Genomic DNA, 19,267 nt, shown 5'->3' on the forward strand with positions numbered 1-19,267 from the left:
AACCACACCGTCGAACTGCCGGCCGACACGGGGAGTCGAGCACTCCCCGGGACCGGATTCAGGTGAGTTGGCCGCGATCAGGGGCCTGCTCTTGACGTCGAATCAGGAAGCCGGCGGGCAGGCAGGTGAGGTCAGCTGCGCAACGTCCACAATTTGGCACGCCGTCTGTGTCGACAGCTGCCACGTCCCGTTGGGTCCGGGCACGAATACGGCTTGCGAATCTATCGTTTGGTCGTTGATCGTCAGCTGCAGCTGTGCGGTCGCTTCGCCGTTGCCGTTGTCGATCACGGGATCGAGCACCTGCACCGTGGCCCCCGCCTGCTGTGCGGCAGCGGCGACCTGATCGAAGAGGTTGGGGTCCTGCTCCGAGCCCTGCACCATGGCAATCTTCTCGTCGAGCGGAGTTGCGGGATCGAGACCCTTCTCCAACAGGGCGTTGAGTTCGGCGGCGGTAGGCAGTGCGATCGCGGCCGCGGTCTCGGTCGTCGTGGTGGTGGTCGTGGTCGGACTCGCCTCGGGCGACTCGTTGGAACCACATGCGGCCAGCGTCAGAGCTGCGGCAATCGCCACCGCGGCTACCGTCGTCTTGCGGGTAGTCAAATCTTTTACCTCTTCGTTTCTCGGGATTCTGAGACATCGTCAATCCGCGGACTTCGAGCGTAGATCGCACCTCGCGTGTAGATGCGATCCGGACACAGCCGACGCGGATCGATGGGACCATGTCGGCCCACCGTTCCCCTACTGTAGTGACATGGCTACCGTCTGGACGATTCCGATCGACATCACATCCCGCTGGCTAGACAATGCCGAGGTCCAGACCTTTCTCGCGTCCAACGACCTGGACAATGCCTCACCGGATCCACTGGTTCGGATCGCGCAGTTCGCAGCGGTCACGAAATCGCTGGAGAAACACATCGGTCACACCTTCTCTTCGGTCCAGGGCGCAGCGACGGCTCTGTTCGACGACATCGAGGGCGGTGTCCCCGTTGCTCTGAAACTTGCCGCTTTGCGGTTGATACTTCGGGAGGTGTATCAGACCCGCCACGCACCGCTGCCCTTTTCGAGCAGAGTCGGGAAGGAACTCGGCACCTATGTGTACGCTCTCGTCGATCCACGCAACAGGTCTGTGTTCTATGTCGGCATTGGGCAGGGCAACCGGATATACGGGTACGTGTGGGAGGCGCTGGCGGAGAACGAGCACCGGCAGACGCTCGTGGACCCTGAACTCGACAGCGCCGAGGTGAGGGCGGCGACTATCGACCGCATCCGGCAGATTTACGACTCAGGCCATGAGGTGGAGCACTACGTTGTCGCGCACCGGATCACCGAATCGGACGGTGCGGCGGACGCGGCGAAACACGGACTGGTCGGGGTGCTGGGACTCCTGGAGGGCCAGGCGCTCACCAACGTTTCCGACGCTACCGGAGAGTATCGGGTGGTTCCCATAGACGACCTGATATTGCAGTACGAAGCCGAGCCAGCTCCGAATCTGCCGACGCCCTGTGTGGTGCTCGAGGTGCCGGCGACATCTCGCCGCGGAGTGACATCGGAGGAGGTATACGAGCTCTCTCGTGGTCCGTGGGCCGCAGGCACCGCGGTTCGCAATACCGAAGATATCCCGGTGATCGTGTTCGCGGACAACATCATTCGCGCCGCGTATCGGGCCAATTCCTGGTTCTCGGTTTCGCAGCCGGGGGAAGCCGTGCTGTGGCGCTTCGCCGGCGAGTCCGACCCCGAATTGGAAGCCCAGTTCGTGAACAAGCGGATTGCTTCGGCGCAGGTCGGACTGAGCAAGTGGCCCACGCACGGCTGGGCTCCGCATCTCACCCAGGCGCGTCCTGGTCGTTGACCTTGCGTGTAGGCGCTGCTTGTGTCATCCCGCAAGCAGTTTTTGTACCTGCCCGACCCGACTCTGCTCGTGCTGGACAAGTCCTGAAGAGTGACCTAGTCGATAATGTTGCGCGGCAAGGGAATCAAGGAATACTTCGACCTTCGAGCTCGCCCCTTCGGCACAAACCGACCAGCTGTCGATCAATCTAGAAACCGACATGGGGGGCCGGAGCATGGCGCGGCCCGAGGTGGAATCCTTGTTGCCCGGGCGCTGGTCCGGGACGTACCCCTTGGGGTCCGACGTGCGGACCGGGATGGAACTCCTGGGGTCCGAGGTGCGGACCGGGATGGAACTCCTGAGGCCCAGGTCCGAATTGGGGTCCGGGATGGAACTGTTCGGGCCCGGGCCCGAGGTGGGGGCCGGGGAAGAACTCTGGGGGTCCGAACTCGGGACCAGGACCAGGGAAGAATCCTTGGGGTCCGAACTCGGGACCAGGGCCAGGGCCAGGGCCGGGGAAGAAACCTTGGGGTCCGTACTCGGGGCCGGGTCCGGGGAAGTATCCTTCGGGACCGGGGGGAAGAAACGGGATCAGGGGATCTGCAGACCCGGTCGAGACAGGGTCGCCGACTCGTGGAAGTGCATTGAAGTTGGTGGAAGCTTGCGCCGCCGGCATTGCGACCACTGAAATCGCGGTACATCCGAGGACGCTGAGAACTAGCCGTCGAGCCTTCATCTTTACCTCGTTCTGGACTCTGCAGAACCTCGAAAATGCCACTCACGGCATCACTTTGCGACTTCGGTTCTGCGTACACGCGATGGTATCAGGCAACTTCGACGTAGTTCCCTCTCGTGATGTAGCTATTCACCGCGAGTTGAGTCCGAATCACGTTGCATCCGAACCGCGTTGAGCTCGAATGTAAACAGCGAAATCCAAATGGATTCGAATGGCACAGAGTGGGGCTGCTTTTCGACTCCGAACGCACCCCACTCGTTACCCACTCGAGGGAGCACGAGGAATGGAAGCGTCACATACGCCGAGGGTGCCGGGATCAGACCCCGGGCACCTACTTTGATTGCTGAAGCAACTAGCTACTTTGATTGCTAAAGCGCCCGGGCGCTTTGATCGGTAAAGCACCCGAGCGCCTGGGCAGTCCTGGCGTCAGACCTGCCCTGCAGACACGAAGCAACGGTCAGAAGAATCCGAAACCGAAGGGTCCGACACCGAAGGGCCCACCGAACTCACCGAAGGGTCCACCGAACTCACCGAAGGGTCCGAACTCACCGAAGGGTCCACCGAAGAATCCCTGAGGCCCGATTTCGGGTGCCAGGAATCCTGGGCCCATCTGATGGGGTCCGGGTTCCGGTGGGACATGGCTTTCAGGCGCGGTGGGACCTGGCCGATAGTCCTGAGGCCCGATGGGACCCGGGTTGAATTCCTGAACCTGGTGCTCCACGCCGGGGGCGACTTCAGGCCCGGCAGGCGGCGGTGTCATGTTCAGGGCATCCGTCCACTCGGCCGGAAGAATGTTGGCAATTTCAGGGGGAAGGAAATCGAAGTTCGTGTCCGCCTGCGCCACCGGCACTGCGACCATCGAGATCGCGGCGCCTCCGATGACGCTGAGAACTAACCGTCGGGTCTTCATTTGCTACCTCACTTTGGGGGTGGGGCAGAACAGTGCATACCACTCGCGGTATCGCCTTGTGGCCTCAATCCTGCCTGTAGACGATGGTAGCAGCGTTGTGTGATCTGGGTCTCCTCGCGAAGTGTCTGGGATATTGCTGAGGCTGGACGATCGTTATTGCGAAGCGATTTCGTTTCCAGTTCGCGTGCGGGCGGTCTACTCGAGGCTCGCATCGATTGCATCGACGATAGTTCGCCAGATCTCGCTGGTCGGATCGATGACTGAGTAGTGATCACCGGGTTTGTCGATCAATCGGACGTGATCGGTGGTTCGCGCGGAGGCGGTGGCGAATTCCCTGCTGATCTCCAGCAGGTCCGGCTCGTCCTCGGTGCCGCATGCCACGAGCTGCGGGATGCCGAGCGGCAGTCGGTCGATCGGTGAGGACCGCTCGTACGTGGTGCGGTCGTCGGCCCAATGGCAACCGAGTGCGTTCGACACGGCGCCTCGCCCGAGCCGGCGTTCGTCCGCGAGTCGAAGGTTCAGTACTCCAGCGAGACTTACGGCGAGGGCTGGTCGAACCGTTGCGGGATGCGTGTCGGCGACGGCGTCCGCCGCGGCGCGGAGGCCGAGTTGTCCGCCCGCGGAGTGTCCGAGGACGGCGATACGCCCGGTGTCCGCCTCCGGTACGGACGCCAGGGACTGCAAGGCATCGGAAACGTCGGATGTCATTGCAGCCCAAGCATTGTCGCCGCCTCGGCGATACTCGACGTTCCATGTGAGGTAGCCGCGAGTCGTCAGATCGACCGCCAGCGCGTCCATTAGGTCGAATTCCCAAAGCGGTCGCCAGTAACCCCCGTGGATCAGCAAGGCCACTGGAAAGGGGCCTTCGCCGTCGGGTACCCGTAGTTCGGCACGCTGATCCCAGTGGCGTCCGTATTGGACGATTTTCCCGGGATGAAAGCGATGGTGATACCAACTGTCGATCGCGAAGCGAAGACCGGCGAGTCCCCGGCCGCGAATATGCACTCGGGTGTGATCGGAACGGTCAGCTGCGCGGTCTCCGAAATCGACGCGGATCACTCCGCACGCGGGAGCGGCAAAGGTGTTTTCGATTCCTGGGCTGACGATGAACTCGCCCCGCTCCGCTGCCGTCGCAACGGCGGTGTCGAACTCGGTCGTGTTCGCGGCAAACGTCAACTCTGCAGTCAATCCGCGCCGATCGAGTGCTCTGTTCAGCAGTTCCGTCGCGGTTCCAGGGTGTGCAACGGACCCGGGCGCGAAGACGACGTCGAGGGAGCGGGACGGTTCGTTCATACCTGCACGGTACTTCGTCATTGATAACGTATTCGTAGCGACCGCCAGTAGAATGTAATATCTAGCTCGAGGCGGGGCACCCGAACACCGGCAACGAGGATCATCATGAGCGTTCATGCCAACACCAGAGCCTTCGAGAAAGACATAGTCACCGATTTCCAGTCCCGGATGAGCTATGCCTCGTACCTTGACCTGGACACGCTGTTGAGCGCGCAGAAACCGGTGAGTCGGCCGGAACATCACGACGAGTTGTTGTTCATCGTCCAGCACCAGACCACCGAACTCTGGCTGAAGTTGGTTCTGCACGAAACACTTGCCGCCAGAACTGCTTTCGACGACGACGACATCGGCAGGGCACTCAAGTGTGTGGCAAGAGTGAAGCATATTCAGAAGACGCTCACCGAGCAGTGGTCGGTGCTGGCCACGTTGACACCGACCGAGTACTCGGAGTTTCGTCATTTCCTGGGCAATTCGTCCGGATTCCAGTCGTATCAGTATCGGGCCGTGGAGTTTGTGCTCGGCAACAAGAACGCGGAAATGCTGACGGTCTTCGAATCCGATCGCGCTCCACATGATCTGCTTTCCCGGCTGCTGGAGGAACCGACCTTGTACGACGCGCTCTGGCGGTGCCTGGCGCGGATGGGATACGACGTACCGAGGTCCGTGCTCGATCGCGACGTGAGCGTCGCGTACACGATCAACGAGGACCTGTTGCCACTCATCACCGATATCTATGAAAACAATCGCGAGCATTGGAAGGTCTACGAGACCTTCGAAGAGTTCGTCGACCTCGAGGAGAACTTTCAACTCTGGCGCTTCCGTCACATGCGCACGGTGCTACGCACTATCGGCATGAAGTCCGGGACGGGTGGATCGAGCGGAGTGAGATTCCTGCAGAAGGCCCTCGAGCTCACGTTCTTCCCCGAGCTGCTGGCAGTTCGTACCGAAATCGGACGATGATGACGAATTCAAGCACCCTGCTGACCAGGGCCGACGCTCTCGACGCTTCCGATCCACTCCACGCCTATCGGGATCTGTTCATCGGTGCGGACGATCCGTCGGTCTTGGCCTATCTCGACGGAAACTCGCTCGGACGCCCCACCAAGGCGAGCGCCGAGCGGATCAACTCCTTCGTTACCCGAGAGTGGGGGGGTCGGCTCATTCGAGGATGGGACGAGGGGTGGTTCGAACTGCCGATCACGATCGGTGACACCCTTGCGGCCACGACGCTCGGTGCTGCGGCCGGGCAGACCACCATCGGTGATTCGACGACGGTCTTGCTCTACAAGCTCGCGCGAGGCGCTCTTGCTCTGAGGCCGGGCCGGTCCGAGATCGTCGTGGACCGGGACAACTTTCCGACGGACCGGTATGTACTCGAGTCAATTGCCGCTGAGCTCGGGTTTGCACTTCGGTGGATCGAGTCCGATCGCCGCAGCGGCGTCAGTGTGGACGATCTGCTGGCTGTGGTCTCCGACCGGACTGCGCTCGTCGTTCTCAGTCACGTCTCCTACCGCTCCGGTTACCTGCTGGATGCGGCCTCTGTGGCTCGCGAGACGCATGAGGCAGGTGCGCTACTACTGCTCGACCTGTGCCACTCCGTGGGTTCGGTTCCACTCGAACTCGACTCGTGGGGTATCGACCTGGCAGTCGGGTGCACCTACAAGTACTTGAACGGTGGCCCCGGATCCCCAGCGTTCGCCTATGTGCGTGCCGAGCATCAGCGCGACTTCGTGCAGCCGATCTGGGGCTGGATGGGGAGCGACGATCCGTTCGGCATGGCGCAGGGCTACGAGCCGGCGCAGGGCATGCGCCGTGTCATCAGCGGGACGCCGTCGATTCTCGGCATGATCGCTCTGCAGGACACCCTGGCGCTCATCGCAGAGGTCGGGATGGCGGCAGTTCGGGCCAAGTCCATCGCGCTGACCGAGTATGCGCTCGAACTCGTACGAGAGTTGCTGGTACCACTCGGTGTCGAGATCGGATCGCCGCAAGATTCTGCCGAGCGGGGCGGCCACATCATCATCGATCACCCTCGGTTCGAATCGATGGTCGAGAGGCTGCGGGACAAGGGTGTCATTCCAGACTTTCGGGCACCTCAGGGGTTGCGTCTCGGTCTCAGCCCGCTGAGTACGAGCTTTCGCGAGGTGTGTGTCGGGATTGGTGTGATCCGTGACGAACTCACCAACTGAACGCGCGGGCGCGATACTCGACGATTTCGATTCTCGACCCGGCAGCGCGACGTCGTTGATTCGAACCGTCCTCGGCGCATACGTGCGCGACTTCGGCGGGTCGGTGGCAATCGCCGACTTCGTCGAACTGATGCAGGCTGTCGGTATCCCTCCCGAATCGACGCGCATCGCCGTGGCACGTCTGAAGAAGAAGGGCGTGCTCAGTCCGCGTGTGCATGATGGGCGAGGCGTGTACGAGGTGACGGAACAGGCCGAGAGTATGTTCGCCCGCGGAGATCCGCGGATCTTCGCCTTCCGTCAGATGAGTGAGGGCGATCCGTGGCGGCTGATTTCGTTTACCATCCCGGAGTCGCAACGGGCTGCCAGGCACCAGCTACGCAGGAGGCTCGGCTGGATTGGGTGTGGAACCGTATCGCCGGGACTATGGATCGCCCCTGAGTACCTGGCGCGCGAGGTAGGGGACATCGTCGACGCCCTGGGACTGTCGGATTTCGTGACGACGTTCGTATCCACGTCCGTGTTCGTGCCCGACTCGATGGCTGGCGCGGCGGCACGATGGTGGGATCTCGAGGGGCTCGCTGCTCGTCACCGAGAATTCCTCGAAAACCATGAAGGGAGACTTCGCGCCGTGGAGAACGTCTCGCCGCGCGATGCCTTCGTCCGCTTCGTCCCACTGCTCGATGAGTGGCGCATCATCCCGTATATCGATCCTGGCTTACCCGCTGGAATGCTCCCTGACGACTGGCCGGGATCCGACAGTGTCCGCCTGTTCGCTTCGGCGCGGGACCGTTACCTCGCGCTCAGTCGGGACTGGGCGCGAAGCGTGCAGTCCCGACTTCACACTTGACGGGCGGAAGTCCTGTCACGAATTTCGCCGCGTCCTTCTTCGGCGATCGGTAGTGCAACCGCGTTGGGGGCGTGGCCCGATGCACGCTCTTGCGTGAAGTGTGCTCATATGAAGTGCATCAGGATCCGGAACCGGCGTTCAGCGCGGGTCGGAGTTCGATGGCGGCGCCGCGGTCCGCGGCGGTGTCGAACCTCGCGATGTGCTTCACGGACGATCTCGAACATGCCCCGGCCCTCCGGCATCCGACCCTGGTTGGGTACCCGATTGCATGGGAATACCCACCCAGACGTCTTCGTAACTCCCGGATCCGCCGCAAGTGTCACCCCGTCACAGGTTGCACGGCGAGCTGGTCGATGTCATTGCCTGTCTGAGAGCAGCCGGTGGTGGGGTAGGGGACGAACACCGATCCGGTGTCGTTCGGCGGGTACACCCGGAATCCGGCTACGGGGGTGGGCTCACATATCTCGGCCGGATAGTTCTGAACTACAGTGGCGCGCACGAGGGCTGTTACGGCTGTACTCGGCGATACCGTCACTGGACTGCCCGATTCACCACCGCGGATGGCGGCGGCACCCACCTGCTCACCGTTAGGTGTTGCCACATAGGAGACTCCGGGATACCCGTCGAGCACGCACGTGCGGTCACCCGTGTTGGTGAATACGATTGGAATCTCCTGCGATCCGGCAGCCCCTTCGACCTGGCCGACCGTCACCTCCAATTCGTCGACGAAGCAGCGGTCGGTCTGCGTAGCCGGCGTTCCCGGCGACGGAGGCTGGGTTTCCGGCGCCGGTAGAGCTGTGCCTGCCCCCGGCGATGTCGTCGCGGTTGCGTTGCTCGGCGAGGTCTCGGAAGTTGTGGTGTCCTCCGGCGACCCACACGCGGATACTGTTAGTAGAGCGATGATTCCGAATACCGAGACAAGGGCATGTGCAGGTGTTCGCTTGTGCATGTCGGCTTCCTCCGCCTGATTCGGGTATAGGCTCACGTCGGGTGGGGATGATCGATGCTCTCATGGAGGCTGACCGATGAGCGGAGTATTGGACCGGACCAAAATCTACGTCGGCGGGTCGTGGATCGATTCGCAGGGGACTGGCCGTATCGACGTGCTGAATCCGGCCACCGAGGAGGTGATCGCTCGAGTCGCAGAGGGAACCCCCGAGGATGTCGATCGGGCTGCCGCGGCTGCGCGGGCCGCCTTCCCCTCATGGTCGACGCTCAGTGGCAAGGAGCGCGGCGAGTACCTCGCCAAGGCGGCGACCACCATAAACGGCCGCGTCGAGGACCTCACCGCGCTGGTTTCACGAGATATGGGTATGCCCCTCGGCTTCGCGAAGCAGATCCAGATCGGGATGCCGGCTGCGAATCTGGCTTCGTTTGCCGAAATCGCTGCCACCTACGACTTCGACGCTCACGAACTGGGCAACTCGCAGATCGTGCGTGAGCCGATAGGCGTAGTCGGTGCGATCACACCATGGAATTTTCCGCTCCACCAGGTGGTGCTCAAGGTGGGAGGAGCGCTTGCAGCGGGTTGCACAGTGGTGCTCAAACCGACAGAGGTGGCACCACTCATCACTTACGCGCTCGCGGACGTCTTCGACGAAATCGGTTTGCCTGCGGGCGTGTTCAACCTCATCAGTGGGTACGGACCCGTCGTGGGCGAGGCCATCGCAGGGCATCCGGACATCGACATGGTTTCTTTCACCGGTTCCACCCGCGCAGGCAAGCGAGTCGCGGTGGTGGCCGCTGAGACGATCAAGAAGGTAGCGCTCGAACTGGGCGGCAAGTCGGCGAACGTCATTCTCGACGACGCAGACCTGACGAAGGCCGTCACCGACGGAGTGGCCAAGTGCTTCATGAACTCCGGTCAGACGTGTTCGGCGCTGACCAGGATGCTCGTCCCTTCCGACAAGGTCCAGGAAGCTGCCGCAATCGCAGCCGAGGTGGCGGGGAACTATTCCGTTGGCGATCCGACATCCGCCTCTTCGATGCTCGGACCTCTGGTGAACTCGAATCAGTTCAAGAAGGTCCGAAACTACATCGAGCAGGGCATTGCCGACGGCGCACGCGCAGTGCTCGACGGTCGTGAGACGGGTCAAGACTCCGGCTACTTCGTCGGGCCCACCGTATTCGCCGGAGTCACCGAGGACATGACGATCGCCAAGGAGGAGATCTTCGGCCCTGTCCTGTCGATCATGGGGTACCAGGACGAGGACGATGCCGTCAGGATCGCGAACGGAACCGTATACGGTCTCGCCGCCGGAGTCTGGTCTGGTGACCAGGAGCGTGCTGACCGCGTGGCGCGACAGTTGCGGGCTGGACAGGTCGAGGTGAACGGAGGAGCTTTCAACATCAACGCGCCATTCGGCGGATACAAGCAGTCCGGTGTCGGCCGTGAGGCGGGGGTGCTCGGAGTCGAGGAGTTCCTCGAGATCAAATCTATCCAGCGGTAGACAAAGTCGGTGTCGTCGCGGTTGACCAGTGCTTGCGTGTGGCAACCGCTGAATCGGTGCCGAGTGCCTTGCTCATGGAGTCTGCGAAGGTTGCCGAATCGTGTATCAGCCATCCGTGTCCACCCTTCACCATCAGCACTCGAGGATTACGGAGAGCTCTCCTGATCGAATGGAAGCTGGCGGCGGGAATCACGCGGTCTCCGCGACCCCACAGCAGGGTCACTGGTAGTCCTCGATCCGAAAGTTCGCGGAGTTCGCGGCGCAAGTCTGCGCGTCTGGCGAGGTGCGCCGTGCGCCATGTCGCACCAGGGTCGCGCAGCACGTTCGGTATGAACCCATTGACGAGCGATGCTGTTGTATGGGCGATCATCCGGAGCGGGAGCGCCTCGCCGAGCGCCGAAGCGCCCCAGTCCCATAGGGGCCTGTCGTCGATGGGATGGACTCCCCAGCCGTCTGGAGACCACTGTCCGCCGCCGACGGAGTTGACGAGAACGAGCCGAGCGACCCGGTCCCCGAGGTCGTGTGCGGCCTGAATGGCGATGCCGCCGCCGAACGAGTGGCCGACCAGTGTCACTGGCTCGTCGATGCCTTCCTCGTCGAGGTATCGTCCGAGCCAGGCAGCGTACCCCGCGAGTGAGCGCGCCTCCGGGGGGTGATCCGGCGTCCCACCGAAGCCGGGGAGCGTCGGCGTGATGATGCGATGCCCCTGCCGCGCGAGCAGTGAGAGGCTTCGGTTGTATACCCGAGGGGTGACTCCCCATCCATGCAGGAAGACGACGGGTTGACCTTGCCCAGCGACGCTGAGGGCAGGCACCTCCTCGATGTGAGCATTCTCGAAGATCTCGGGTTCTATCTCTTGGATCACAGACACATAACAGAGCTTCCGTGAAATGTAAGCCATCGGTAACGGCCGAATTACCTAAAGGTATACCTACTTTTACTATTTTGTGGTCTGACCAGTCAGTTCACGTCCTGAGCGGAGACGTTCCCTATAGCCTAGGGATGGGCATCCCAGTGGGCAAGGTGACCGTCGCGTGTCACAGTCGTTATCAGCCTGTTATGCAGGAGTAGAACCAGGCGCTAGCGCCGGAGACGTGGAACTCGTCGAAGCAAACGGAACGGTTTCTACGCTTCGAAGACGGGACAGCCCGTGAAGGAGGCACCGATAGATTCGACGCGGCACTACGCGGCGCGTCGGTATCAGCAGCGCTCTACGAGTTTCGGATGAGATCTGACGCCCGCTCGCCTATGAGCACTGACGGCGCGTGCGTGTGTCCGCGGATGAGGGTGGGCATGATCGACGCGTCCGCAATTCGTAGCTTGTCGACGCCCCGCACCCTGAGTTCCGGTGTGACTACGCTGGCGGTGTCGTTGCCCATCCGGCAGGTGCCTGCTGGATGGTAGAGCGTGTGGGCGTTCTCCTCGAGCGCCCGAGCGAGCACCTCTTCGGGCGGTGTCCCGGGCGACACCGCTGGACGAATTATTCTGCCCAGCTTCGACTTGAGTGCGGGTGCCGATGCCAACTCGTCGCACTGCTGGAGGCCGGAGAGCATGGCCCTGCGGTCGATGCCGTCGTTGTCGCTGAGGTAGCGGGGATCGATGATCGGCTTGTCGAGGGGATCGGCGGACCGCAGAGAGATCTCGCCGTGGCTGTGGGGCTTCAGGAGGATGGCCCCGATCACCACGCCGTGGCACGTAGCAGGAATGAGTGCTTGGTCGAAGAACGGTGCTGGACCGAATATCATCTCCAGGTCCGGTAGGGCCAGACCGTCCCGGCTGTTCACGAAGCCATACGCCTCACCCACATTCGAGGTGAGCATGCCGCGGCGGCGGGTGAGGTAGTTGACCAGTTGTGGGAGCTTCTCCGCCGCGAACAGCGAATCCGACTCGACGCTGTATCCCAGGAACGACACCAGGTGATCGAGAAGGTTCTTTCCGACTCCGGGCGCGTGGCATCGCGCTGCGATGCCATGCTTGCGCAGTTGCTTCTCGTCTCCGATTCCGGAGAGCATGAGCAATTGCGGCGTGTTGATCGCCCCGCCCGCGAGTATCACTTCCCTCGCGGCTCGCACAGACTGTCGAATGCCGTCTTTCTCGTATTCGACGCCGATGGCCGCTGTACCTTCGAGGAGGACCCGGGTGGCTTGCGCGCCGGTCAATACGGTGAGGTTCTTGCGCGTGAGTGCCGGTCTGAGGTAGGCATCGGCGGTGCTCCAGCGGGCACCACGCTTCTGGGTGACCATTGTCTGTGAGAAGCCCTCGGGCCTGCTTCTGTTCGGGCTCTCGACCGTGTGGCCGGCCTCCCGGGCAGCTTCCAGGAAATCCTTGGTGAGCGCGCGGGGACTCCGTTGGTGTGAGACCAAGATCGGCCCGGCGGTTCCGCTGTCCGGATCGGATGCGTCCTGCACGTTCTCGATACGGCGGAAGTACTTGACAACCTCCTTGAACGACCACGATTGGTCGGTGAGTTCGGCCCATTCGTCGTAGTCGGCCGCGAACCCGCGTACCCACATCATCGCGTTCATCGATGACGAGCCACCGAGCATCTTGCCGCGCGGCCAGTAGATCTCACGCCCACCCAATCCAGGTTGCGGTTCCGTCAGATAGTCCCAATCCAATTCGCTGCGAAAGAGTTTCGCGAATGCTGCGGGTATGTGCGCGAACTTGTTCTTGTCTTCCGGGCCGGCTTCGAGGACCACGACCGAGCTGCCGGAGTCGGCGCTGAGGCGATCGGCCAGTACGGCTCCCGCCGAACCCGACCCCACGATCACATAGTCGGCTACGGGCAGTTCTTGGTTCATGTCTTGTCTCCGGTTCGCTGGGGTGAGAGAGGGAAGTGCGGACACGATCATCCGCGTAGGGCGGATGCGAAGATTGCCGGTAGCCGCGTCCACGAGGGGGCACCGGCAAATCCTGTAAGCAGGCGTCCGGTCGTGGCGGCGGAACGGTTGTCGACGAACCATGGCGGCTTCGGGGAGATGGACATCTCGCCACTGAGAATCGAGCGAGGCGATGGCCGGAAGGGACCGTGCACGATGGTGCGTTCGGGGCGGTCGATGAGCAGTGCGTTGTGCACCACTCCGATCCCGCTCTGGACGTCGTTCAGAGTGTGCCCAGGGAAGGCTCCCCAGGTCGCGCTTGGGGTGAGGTACCCGACGCCGGTCCAAGCGTTGACCGCGATGGTCCCGTACTGCAGGCTTTCGAGCACCGAATCGAACTCCGACCCCATCGATTTGATGGTGTGCGGCGCCGCGATGATGTTGACTCCGAGGGTGCCGGCGAAGTCGTCGTTCACCAGCGTCGCGGCGCGGGTCGCGAACTCGATGCCCTCGTACGGAAGGTCGATCACGCCCAGCACCGGGGCGAAGTACTCCATCTGTAGCAGTGGTGTGTACTCGTCGAGTTTCAAGTCCGTTACCAGTACCCGTCCGCCGTTCTTGCCCAGGTGCGCCGCCGAGGGGAACTTCTCGGAGGCGTCGGCTACACGGGAATCGCTGCCGGGGTAGTACGGGGAGCGGTCAGGGGCTCGGTCGAGAGCGTCGCGCAGAGCTGACACGAACTCGTCGCGCTGCTGCCATTCGGACGAGACGACCACGGCCTGTGACGCGACGCAGTTGTAGCCGCCATTGTGCAAACGCTGAGTGGCAACGTGCTCGGCCTGGAACTTGATGTCGGCGCTGCTCCATTTTCCCGGCAGCACGATGGTGGGAGACACACCGCCGAGTTCGCTGGAGATGGGCTTGCCGAGAATCGGTTCGTTCGCCGCCTTGCGGCGTGCACCTTCATCGCCGGTGCCGAACACGATCGCGTCGTGGGTGAGCGCGCTGCCGGTCATGTGCACGTGGTCGACGAGCCCGTGGTTTACAAGATACGTCCCGACGTCTGCACCGCCAGTCAATATCCGGACGGCGTCGATCGAAATCAGCGGTTCCAGGACGCGTTGCAGAACGGGCAGGAGCGGGTCGGTGATCGGATTGAGTTTGAGCGCGACGACACGATTGTGCGCAATCAATTCGTACAGGGTGTCGAGCGGGGCTATCGAGGTGATGTTTCCGGCGCCCAAGACCACACCGACACCCTGCGTTCGTGAGGGGTCACGTTGGGCAAGTCCCGCGTCGCGCTGCACGGTCGCACGATCGATTCCCTTCTGCAGCCAGACTTCTGCACTGAATCCGCTCAGGAGCAACCGGTCGAAGATGTCCATCGGCAAGATCTTCACTTTGGTGCGGCCGCCGGGTGCGGTGCCGAATGTGGCACCGTCGAGCGGACTTGTTCCGGCGTCGAGTTTCGCCAGGCTCGCCGACAACACCGCCGAGGCAGCGGCAACGGGATAGGGGCCGGACATCCATTCCTCTCCGACCAGTGGAGACTTCGGGTCCAGGCCTTTGATCGCGACTGCGGCATCCACCCAGTCGGTGGCGTATTGCACGGCGAGCTCGCGCACCTTGTCGAGCAGTTGCACGCGGTCTGCCAGCGAAAGAGCTGCCCAGGCCTTTTCACCTCTCCGGAGGTCGGCGAGGGCTGCATCGATATCCGGGTGCGGCGAGACTGCATCTGGCGTGGGGGAGGTGGCCCCGGGCTCTGGAGTGCTCGATTCTGAAGTGTTCACTGTGGATAACTCCGCTCGCTTCGAGTAGACGGACTGCGACGCCATCGAGGACTGAACTCTTGTGGTGTTCAACACTGATTCTCGTCCGCCGCAGGCTGCGATGCCATAGAAACGCGGAGTCGATGTCGGCATATCGACTGATGAAGCACCGCTAAATCGAACGCCGCGTCCGGCTCACGGCTACGCTCGTTGTGTCAACCTGCGTCAGCCGGAGTGCGCCGAACAAGTAAGGCAGTGCAATGGGTGGTTCTCTCGAGGGTCCCGACCGTGACGAGTCCGTTATGCAGAGCGAAGGTGGCGGCTTCGGTCCTACGGATCGCATCGTCGGCTCGATCGTCGATTTCGGTGGAGTATCCCGGGCAAAAATGTTCCCGATGTCGAGGATGACAACCTTCGTCGAAGCCGGTGCCGGTGCATCACCGAGTTGGAGTGTGTTCTGCCCCGACAACCATATTGCGATCACCCCGACCTTCTCGGTGATCAGCGATCTGCGCCTGCGGATCGACCGTGAGGACGTGAGGAATCTGGGTGGCGGAACGTACTGGGCGCCGGCGTGCATGACCGCGCAGGACGGGACACCGTCGCTCGCGTGCACCCGCGGTGCGCTGAAGAGGGCGACTGCACGATTGTCCGCGGTGGGTCTGAAAGCGCTGGTCGGACATGAGGTCGAGTTCATGCTCTTCGACGCGGCAACCAGGGAGGAATGGTCGGCCTATGGATTGAATGCCGTTCTCGCGCAGGAAGAGTTCATCGAATGTCTGCTCACCGCAGCTTCCACCGCTGAACTGCCGATCGAACAGATCCACGGCGAGGGCGGACTCAATCAGTTCGAGGTGTCCTTCGCGCCCGCTGATCCCGTCGGTGCTGCCGATAACGTGGTTCTCGCACGTGCGTTGATCAGCCGCGCTGCCCGAGCCAACGGGCTGCGAGCATCCTTCTCACCCATGCCGATCGCAGGCGGTTTCGGCAACGGCGCCCATCAACACGTGTCCTTCGTGCGGCAGGGTATGCCGATCCTGTCGGGCGGATCGGGTCCGCACGGGTTGACGCCTTCGGGCGAATCCGCCATCGCCGGGATCGTGAGTGCTTTGCCGGAGTTCGTTGCGGTCATGGCTGGATCGGCATTGTCGCACCTGCGATTGGGGCCCGGAATGTGGGCGGGCGCGTTTCGCTGTTGGGGCCTGGAGAATCGCGAAGCGGCCGTGCGGTTGTGTGCGGACACCGCCGGGAACCCTCACGGCGCAAGCCTCGAGGTCAAGCCGATCGATCCGTCCGCAAACCCGTATCTGAGCAGTGCCGCCATCCTCGGCGCGGCCCACGCGGGAATCGTTGACCAACTACCTCTCCCGAGCGAGGTGTCGGTCAACCCGTCCGATCTGGCCGGGGAGGCAGCGGTCGAACTGCTCCCGACCTCACCGTCGGACGTGCTCGCGGCGATTCGATCGTCAGTCCTCGCGCACGAACTGTTCGGTCCTCTGATCATGGAGGCTCTCCTCGCGGTCAAGGGTTACGAATACGCCGAATACAGTGACAAGCCGGTAGACGAAGTGGCACAACAGTTCCGGTATGCGTGGACCTGCTGATCAGATTCCGGAGGTCGTAGTGCCGTAACTGCCACCGGCATCGGCAGCCGCATCCGTTTCCTTCTCGGGGCAACATCTTCGACGGGGTCGCGACCGAGCCTTCGCAACGCCCACGTCGACGGGTCGTTGACGTCTGGAGAAATCAGCCTCCGCGAGGATTGATTGCCGTGGATTTGGGTACCGCATCTATAGGCGAGGAATCGAGGGAGGCTGTCATGAGAACGGGCAGGAGATTGGCTGCAGTGGCGGCATGTGTCACCGGGCTCGGATTGGGGGCGTCAGGTGTTGCCTGGGGCGATACTCTCGACACCGCCATGCCAGTGAGTGGGCAGGTCTACCTGACTCAGGAGCCCCACGATTCGCCAGGCGCCGACCGGGAAGAATGTGACGATCTCTGGGGGGACTACGTGCCTGGATTCGGTGTCAATCCATTCAGTCAGCTGGAAGATTGCGACAGTCCCAACACTGACTTTCCACCGCCAGTGAATCAGGATGAGTCACCGGAGAGTGATGACGGCGGAGGGGTGGTCAATCCCTACTAGCGGGTTGATTCCTTGATTGGGCATATGCCTTCTGCGGATTGCGCATACTGAGATCATGAGCGCTCAGGCTCGTCGTCGGTGGGTGCTGCATGTCGATCTCGATCAGTTCATTGCCGCAGTCGAGGTCCTGCGCAACCCTGACCTGAAGGGACGCCCCGTTGTGGTGGGCGGTCGTGGAGACCCAACCGAGCGGGGTGTGGTTTCGACGGCGTCGTACGAGGCTCGCGAGTTCGGTGTCGGTTCGGGGATGCCGCTGCGAACCGCAGCCCGCCGGATCCCGGACGCCGTTTTCCTCCCCGTCGACGCCGAAACCTACAGTGAGGTGTCCGGGGTTGTGATGGATGCCCTGCGGACGTTGGACGTAGTGGTCGAGGTAATTGGCTGGGACGAAGCATTTCTCGACGTCGAGACCGCTGACCCGGAAGCGTTCGCCGGTCGCGTCCAGAACGCGGTCTTGGACGCGACCGGGCTCCACTGCTCGGTGGGAGTAGGTGACAACAAGTTACGCGCCAAGATTGCGACCGATTTCGGCAAGCCCCAGGGTGTCTATCGGCTCACTGAAGAGAACTGGTTCGCCGTCATGGGGGAGCGTAGCACTGACGCGCTGTGGGGAATCGGAAAAAAGACCTCGAAAAAACTTGCTGCTCTTGGAATTTTCACCGTCCAACAGCTGGCAGACGCTTCGGACGGGGAGTTAGCCGCGGTGCTCGGACCGAACATGGGCCCGTGGTACGCCAGAATCGGCCGTGGCATAGATCATTCACCGGTATCGGCCGACCCCTGGGTCGCCAGGTCGCACAGTCGTGAGACCACATTTCAACGAAATCTTGTGGATTGGACGTCGATCACTGCGCAGATCCGCCGCCTGGCAGCTCGTGTCCGGGAGGACATCGTCGCCGAGAACCGTCCGGCAGTGCGAGTATCGGTGAAAGTGCGCTATGCCCCGTTCGATACGCACACGACGAGTATGCCGATACCAGAGCCGACATTCGACGCTGACGTGATCGCCGACAGTGCGGCCGCCTTGGTCGATCGGCTCGATCACGGGCGAGAAGTGCGACTCCTCGGTGTGCGGTTGGAGATGACACCGCCCGCATGAGTGACGGCGCCCGGTTGGAGATGACGCCGCCCACATGAGTGACGGCGCGTGGCGAAACCGGTGCCGTCGTCGGTCAGCGGCGGGCGAAGGCTGCTGGTTCGGAGTTCGGCACCTGCGCGACGAGGTCCCGCGCAACAAGGTGCCTGAGGTGGGCTGCCGCCTCGGAGAGTGCCAGGCCCTTACCCACCGGAGAGATGTCGGCCCACGGCTTGTACCACTTCATGCGCTCGGCAACCTGCCACACCGTGAGCTGATCGTCGCCGAAAACCCCGTGTAAGTGTTCGAGGCGTTCTTCGTGATGTTCGATCAATTCATCGGCCCGGCTCGCGACGTCGTCGATGGGAATACCGTGGGCGCCCAGTCCTCGCGTGATAGTCATGGTCTGAACGCGACGGAGTGAGTCGATGAATTCGGCGAGGGCGTCACGCTCCTCGAGTGGGTAGACGAAGTTGCCGACGTGGGGTGTCGTCTTCTGCAGGATGTGATCGCCGGTGAACATGACATCCGCATCTTCCAGGTAGAAGCAGACGTGGCCGGGAGTGTGCCCGGGCGTATAGACAGCTCGCAGGTTGCGGCCCGTGAGAGCGATGAGCTCGTTGTCGACCAAGACACGATCGGGTGCGGAGTCCGGACCGACGGGCGGGCTCATGCCTGCGATGGTGTCGAATGTTCCGAGGTCTGTGGGCCCTGCGCCTGCGCGCATCATGTTGGCCTTGTGAGAGTCCATCCACTCGGCTCCATAGCTGGTCGATATCTGCGCGAACAACTCGTGATCGGACTCGTGCATTGCGATCCACGCACCCGACGCCTCCCGCACGCGGCCGCACAGACCCGTGTGGTCGGGGTGGAAGTGGGTGAGCACCACGCCTTCTACATCCTTCACCGAGTGCCCTATGGCTTCGAGTCCGGAGGTCAGACCCCTCCATGCGTTGTCGTCGTCCCAGCCGGCGTCGACGAGTATCAAACCGCCGGGCGATTCCATCGCGTACACGAGCGTGTGACCGAGGGGGTTGTTCGTGATCGGGACCGGAATCTGGAAGATCCCGTCGCCGATGGGCGCCGCATCGTTCATGTGCCTACCTCGTAGCGTGGATGAACAAATCGTTTCGGTTTTCTCCGTATTGTCCCTTTCTACTTCATACTGTCTGTTCGTTGCGGAATTCGATACCCCGGGCCCGAGT

At 62.4% G+C, this 19,267-nt stretch carries 16 protein-coding genes; 8 read left to right on the forward strand and 8 right to left on the reverse strand.

Annotated elements, in window-relative coordinates; translation table 11 throughout:
- Positions 1 to 102: 102 nt before the first annotated feature.
- The gene (locus tag AB0I57_RS16170) at positions 103 to 600 is read right to left on the reverse strand and encodes a hypothetical protein (protein WP_358337118.1); all 498 of its coding nucleotides are present in this window, start codon (positions 598 to 600) and stop codon (positions 103 to 105) included.
- A 151-nt stretch (positions 601 to 751) separates the two neighbouring features.
- On the opposite strand from AB0I57_RS16170, the gene AB0I57_RS16175 reads away from it, so the two are divergent.
- Entirely contained in the window at positions 752 to 1,849 is a 1,098-nt protein-coding gene (locus AB0I57_RS16175) for a GIY-YIG nuclease family protein (protein ID WP_358337121.1), read from the forward strand.
- A gap of 1,172 nt (positions 1,850 to 3,021) precedes the next feature.
- Here the strand turns inward: AB0I57_RS16175 and AB0I57_RS16180 are convergent.
- Together AB0I57_RS16180 and AB0I57_RS16185 are read right to left on the reverse strand one after the other, a co-directional pair.
- On the reverse strand, positions 3,022 to 3,474 hold the full coding sequence (locus tag AB0I57_RS16180; RefSeq protein ID WP_358337124.1) for a hypothetical protein: 453 nt from the start codon (positions 3,472 to 3,474) through the stop codon (positions 3,022 to 3,024).
- Between the two features lie 195 nt (positions 3,475 to 3,669).
- Complete coding sequence (locus AB0I57_RS16185; protein WP_358337127.1) at positions 3,670 to 4,767, reverse strand: alpha/beta fold hydrolase; 1,098 nt, start codon at positions 4,765 to 4,767, stop codon at positions 3,670 to 3,672.
- A gap of 105 nt (positions 4,768 to 4,872) precedes the next feature.
- Here AB0I57_RS16185 and AB0I57_RS16190 point away from each other — a divergent pair, with 105 nt between their 5' ends.
- The 3 genes from AB0I57_RS16190 to AB0I57_RS16200 are packed head-to-tail and all read left to right on the forward strand — an operon-like array spanning position 4,873 to position 7,803.
- Positions 4,873 to 5,727 carry a tryptophan 2,3-dioxygenase family protein gene (locus AB0I57_RS16190; RefSeq protein WP_358337130.1) on the forward strand — a complete coding sequence of 285 codons (855 nt, stop codon included), beginning with the start codon at positions 4,873 to 4,875 and terminating at the stop codon, positions 5,725 to 5,727.
- Entirely contained in the window at positions 5,724 to 6,956 is a 1,233-nt protein-coding gene (locus AB0I57_RS16195) for an aminotransferase class V-fold PLP-dependent enzyme (protein ID WP_358337133.1), read from the forward strand. The genes AB0I57_RS16190 and AB0I57_RS16195 overlap by 4 nt, the downstream gene beginning before the upstream one ends.
- A complete protein-coding gene (locus AB0I57_RS16200) occupies positions 6,937 to 7,803 on the forward strand; it encodes a PaaX family transcriptional regulator C-terminal domain-containing protein (RefSeq protein WP_358337135.1) in 867 nt (288 codons plus the stop codon). The genes AB0I57_RS16195 and AB0I57_RS16200 overlap by 20 nt, the downstream gene beginning before the upstream one ends.
- Positions 7,804 to 8,122: 319 nt before the next feature.
- On the opposite strand, the gene AB0I57_RS16205 is transcribed toward AB0I57_RS16200, so the two are convergent.
- Positions 8,123 to 8,752, reverse strand: a complete 630-nt coding sequence (locus AB0I57_RS16205) for a DUF4232 domain-containing protein (protein WP_358337138.1) — start codon at positions 8,750 to 8,752, stop codon at positions 8,123 to 8,125.
- A gap of 76 nt (positions 8,753 to 8,828) precedes the next feature.
- On the opposite strand from AB0I57_RS16205, the gene AB0I57_RS16210 reads away from it, so the two are divergent.
- A complete protein-coding gene (locus AB0I57_RS16210) occupies positions 8,829 to 10,253 on the forward strand; it encodes an aldehyde dehydrogenase family protein (protein ID WP_358337140.1) in 1,425 nt (474 codons plus the stop codon).
- Here the strand turns inward: AB0I57_RS16210 and AB0I57_RS16215 are convergent.
- The 3 genes from AB0I57_RS16215 to AB0I57_RS16225 all read right to left on the reverse strand — a co-directional run bounded on the left by AB0I57_RS16215 (position 10,240) and on the right by AB0I57_RS16225 (position 14,907).
- Positions 10,240 to 11,124 carry an alpha/beta fold hydrolase gene (locus tag AB0I57_RS16215; protein WP_358337143.1) on the reverse strand — a complete coding sequence of 295 codons (885 nt, stop codon included), beginning with the start codon at positions 11,122 to 11,124 and terminating at the stop codon, positions 10,240 to 10,242. The two genes, AB0I57_RS16210 and AB0I57_RS16215, sit on opposite strands and share 14 nt — an antisense overlap.
- Positions 11,125 to 11,464: 340 nt before the next feature.
- Positions 11,465 to 13,054, reverse strand: coding sequence for a GMC family oxidoreductase N-terminal domain-containing protein (locus AB0I57_RS16220; RefSeq protein WP_358337146.1), 1,590 nt, complete (start codon positions 13,052 to 13,054; stop codon positions 11,465 to 11,467).
- A 47-nt stretch (positions 13,055 to 13,101) separates the two neighbouring features.
- Positions 13,102 to 14,907, reverse strand: a complete 1,806-nt coding sequence (locus tag AB0I57_RS16225; protein ID WP_358337149.1) for an aldehyde dehydrogenase family protein — start codon at positions 14,905 to 14,907, stop codon at positions 13,102 to 13,104.
- Positions 14,908 to 15,143: 236 nt separating this feature from the next.
- Here AB0I57_RS16225 and AB0I57_RS16230 point away from each other — a divergent pair, with 236 nt between their 5' ends.
- From AB0I57_RS16230 to AB0I57_RS16240, 3 genes are all read left to right on the forward strand, one after another.
- The gene (locus AB0I57_RS16230) at positions 15,144 to 16,445 is read left to right on the forward strand and encodes a glutamine synthetase family protein (protein WP_358337542.1); all 1,302 of its coding nucleotides are present in this window, start codon (positions 15,144 to 15,146) and stop codon (positions 16,443 to 16,445) included.
- A 215-nt stretch (positions 16,446 to 16,660) separates the two neighbouring features.
- Positions 16,661 to 16,987 carry a hypothetical protein gene (locus tag AB0I57_RS16235; RefSeq protein WP_358337151.1) on the forward strand — a complete coding sequence of 109 codons (327 nt, stop codon included), beginning with the start codon at positions 16,661 to 16,663 and terminating at the stop codon, positions 16,985 to 16,987.
- Positions 16,988 to 17,042: 55 nt separating this feature from the next.
- Positions 17,043 to 18,086 (forward strand): DNA polymerase IV, encoded by a 1,044-nt coding sequence (locus tag AB0I57_RS16240; RefSeq protein WP_358337154.1) that lies wholly within the window; start codon positions 17,043 to 17,045, stop codon positions 18,084 to 18,086.
- A 73-nt stretch (positions 18,087 to 18,159) separates the two neighbouring features.
- Here AB0I57_RS16240 and AB0I57_RS16245 read toward each other — a convergent pair whose 3' ends face one another.
- Positions 18,160 to 19,158 carry an MBL fold metallo-hydrolase gene (locus tag AB0I57_RS16245; protein WP_358337157.1) on the reverse strand — a complete coding sequence of 333 codons (999 nt, stop codon included), beginning with the start codon at positions 19,156 to 19,158 and terminating at the stop codon, positions 18,160 to 18,162.
- Positions 19,159 to 19,267: the final 109 nt, after the last annotated feature.

Origin of the sequence: Rhodococcus sp. NPDC049939 (assembly GCF_040656415.1) — a bacterium.
Lineage (GTDB): Bacteria > Actinomycetota > Actinomycetes > Mycobacteriales > Mycobacteriaceae > Rhodococcus_F.

Coding starts and splice junctions, on each gene's coding strand:
- AB0I57_RS16240 (WP_358337154.1), top strand. CDS start 17,043: ATGAGCGCTCAGGCTCGTCGTCGGTGGGTGCTGCATGTCGATCTCGAT.
- AB0I57_RS16195 (WP_358337133.1), top strand. CDS start 5,724: ATGATGACGAATTCAAGCACCCTGCTGACCAGGGCCGACGCTCTCGAC.
- AB0I57_RS16180 (WP_358337124.1), bottom strand. CDS start 3,474: ATGAAGACCCGACGGTTAGTTCTCAGCGTCATCGGAGGCGCCGCGATC.
- AB0I57_RS16245 (WP_358337157.1), bottom strand. CDS start 19,158: ATGAACGATGCGGCGCCCATCGGCGACGGGATCTTCCAGATTCCGGTC.
- AB0I57_RS16205 (WP_358337138.1), bottom strand. CDS start 8,752: ATGCACAAGCGAACACCTGCACATGCCCTTGTCTCGGTATTCGGAATC.
- AB0I57_RS16210 (WP_358337140.1), top strand. CDS start 8,829: ATGAGCGGAGTATTGGACCGGACCAAAATCTACGTCGGCGGGTCGTGG.
- AB0I57_RS16230 (WP_358337542.1), top strand. CDS start 15,144: ATGCAGAGCGAAGGTGGCGGCTTCGGTCCTACGGATCGCATCGTCGGC.
- AB0I57_RS16220 (WP_358337146.1), bottom strand. CDS start 13,054: ATGAACCAAGAACTGCCCGTAGCCGACTATGTGATCGTGGGGTCGGGT.
- AB0I57_RS16235 (WP_358337151.1), top strand. CDS start 16,661: ATGAGAACGGGCAGGAGATTGGCTGCAGTGGCGGCATGTGTCACCGGG.
- AB0I57_RS16225 (WP_358337149.1), bottom strand. CDS start 14,907: ATGGCGTCGCAGTCCGTCTACTCGAAGCGAGCGGAGTTATCCACAGTG.
- AB0I57_RS16185 (WP_358337127.1), bottom strand. CDS start 4,767: ATGAACGAACCGTCCCGCTCCCTCGACGTCGTCTTCGCGCCCGGGTCC.
- AB0I57_RS16190 (WP_358337130.1), top strand. CDS start 4,873: ATGAGCGTTCATGCCAACACCAGAGCCTTCGAGAAAGACATAGTCACC.
- AB0I57_RS16175 (WP_358337121.1), top strand. CDS start 752: ATGGCTACCGTCTGGACGATTCCGATCGACATCACATCCCGCTGGCTA.